Source organism: Ideonella sp. P3_A4 (genome assembly GCF_056403075.1).
The window spans coordinates 1-2,115 of sequence record NZ_JBFUGE010000853.1; the positions used below are offsets into that span (position 1 = coordinate 1).

The window sequence follows — 2,115 nt, forward strand, 5'->3', positions numbered from 1 at the left end:
ATCTCGCGCCGGCTCTCGGGCTTCAGCACGCTGCGCTTGGCGTTGGGGGCGAGGCTGCTGAAGAAGCGTGCTAGGTCGCCGGCGGTGCTGACGAAGCCGGTCGCTGCAGCAAGCGCGTTCGTCGGGTTGGTGGCCGGGATCACGACGCGGCGGCCGAGCGGCAGCTTGCTGGTGTGGCCGTAGGCGAAGGGCACTTTGGCGCCGGCCGGCATGTCCGGCGTGGTGTGCTCCAGCCCCGAGGCGGCGACGATCTCGCGCGCCGTCCAATCGCCGAAGCTTTCGCCGGTCACTGCCTCGATCACCTGGCCGAGCAGGCCGTAGCCGTGGTTCGAGTACTTGAAGCGCTCGTTCGGCTCGATGGTCGTGCCCTCGGCCAAGTCGGCCAGCAGTTCCTTCGTGTTCAGGAAGGGCCGGCGGTCTTGCCACTGGCTGGCGTCGGCGCCATCGCGGATCAGGCCCGCGGTATGCGACAGCAGCTGCGTCAGCGTCGTCTTCGCGATGCTCGGGTGCAGACCCTTCACGTGGCGACCAACCGTGTCGTCCAGTTGCAGGCGGCCTTGCTCACGCAACTTCAGCACCGCAGCCGCGGCAAAGGTCTTGCTGTGTGACGCAACGCGGAAGCGGTGTTGCGGTGTCAGCGGAACCTGCTTGACCAGGTCGGCATGGCCGAAGGCCGCCTCGAACACCAGCTTGCCCCTGGCGGCGACTGCGAGCGTGCAGCCCGGCTGCTCGCTCATGCGCATCTGGTGGTCAATCCATGTCGGGAGGTAGTCGAGCGCCGCCGCCAGCCATCTGTCCAAGATCGTTTCCTTTGCAGGGGAAGGTCAAGAATGGCCAGCATCTTGACAGGCTTTGCGGCCGGGCTTGAAAGCGGCTGCTTCGGCGCGGCGCCGACACCTTGGCCGGATCAGCCTCAGTCTGCGAAGTACTCGCCAGCCCGCTGCAGGAAGCCGCGGCCCCAGGGTCGCTCGTCCAGCGTTGGCCAGCAATCGAGCACCCACTCGATGGTGTTGACCATGCGTATCTCGATGTAGGCGTCGAGCTGTCGCTCGATCCCCGGTGGCAGCGGCCGCGCTTCCGCATAACCTTCGAGCAGGGCGGCGCGGTGATGCGGGTAGAGCGGCGCATGGTCGTGGTTGTTGACCACCGGGTGCTTCAGGTACTGCAGCGCTGCGGCCAGGTCCAACGCATGGTGGCCGTAGCCGCACTCGCTGAAGTCGATCGCGCCGGCAGAAGTGCCGTCGAACAGCAGGTTCCACGGGTGCAGGTCGGCGTGGAGGAAGCCCCAGGCGCTGGGGTCGCGCGGGAAGCTGGCCAGCTCATCGATCAGGCGCCGGGCAGCGGCCTGGACGCGACGATGTGCGGCTTGCGGCATGGCGGGGTGAGGCGGTCGGCTGCCGTCGGCCCACGTGGTCAGGTCAGGCCCATCACCATCACCCAGGCGCTGGCCGACGATCTGGCCGGTGGCGACCATGCTTTCGGCCACGCGGTGCATTGCGCCGGCGAGCCGGCCCACACGCCGCATGTGCACCGGGCGCAAGGCCTTGTCGAGCAGGCGGCCGCCGACCCAGCTGAGCACCACGGCGAGGCGGCCATCGGGCCAGGGCTGGATGAAGCTGCCATCGAGCGCCGGTTGTGGCGTCGGCACGTGCAGACCTTCGGCGCCCAGCGCGACGAGCCAGTTCACTTCATCCGCGATCGCCGTCGCATCACGGATGCGCGGTGGGTAGATGCGCAGCGCCAGGTCCGGCACGCCAGGCACCGAGAGACGATAGATCTCGCAATCGAGCCGAGCGACGCAGCGCGCACCGACTACATCGATGCCGTAGAACTCGGCCAGCCAAGACCGAACGGGCGTCATCCGGGTGGACGGCGTGGGAAGAAACGCGGCGAAGTCGTTCATGGGAGGCGGATCATGGCCCATCGCGCCCCGAATCAGGCGCCGCCGCGACGCCTTGCATCCTCAATAGGAACGATGCCGCGCGCTTCGACGCCCGGCGCGTCGCGTCACATCCCGGCGTAGTTCGGCCCGCCGCCGCCTTCCGGCGTGACCCAGACGATGTTCTGCGYCGGGTCCTTGATGTCGCAGGTTTTGCAGTGCACGCAGTTCTGCGC

The 2,115-nt window shown here is 68.1% G+C and carries 3 protein-coding genes; all 3 read right to left on the reverse strand.

All coding sequences use genetic code 11. From position 1 onward, the window contains the following. The coding region (locus tag AC1DYI_RS33625; RefSeq protein ID WP_477208447.1) for a serine hydrolase domain-containing protein at nucleotides 1-800 on the reverse strand (800 nt) is incomplete at its 3' end. A gap of 113 nt (nucleotides 801-913) precedes the next feature. Then, a complete protein-coding gene (locus tag AC1DYI_RS33630; RefSeq protein WP_477208448.1) occupies nucleotides 914-1,903 on the reverse strand; it encodes a phosphotransferase enzyme family protein in 990 nt (329 codons plus the stop codon). A 104-nt stretch (nucleotides 1,904-2,007) separates the two neighbouring features. Next, nucleotides 2,008-2,115 (reverse strand): 4Fe-4S dicluster domain-containing protein (locus tag AC1DYI_RS33635; protein ID WP_477208449.1); only part of this gene is annotated, 108 nt, incomplete at its 5' end.

Bases quoted from the DNA above. Each gene is read 5' to 3' on its own strand.
- AC1DYI_RS33630 (WP_477208448.1), bottom strand. From the start codon at position 1,903: ATGAACGACTTCGCCGCGTTTCTTCCCACGCCGTCCACCCGGATGACG.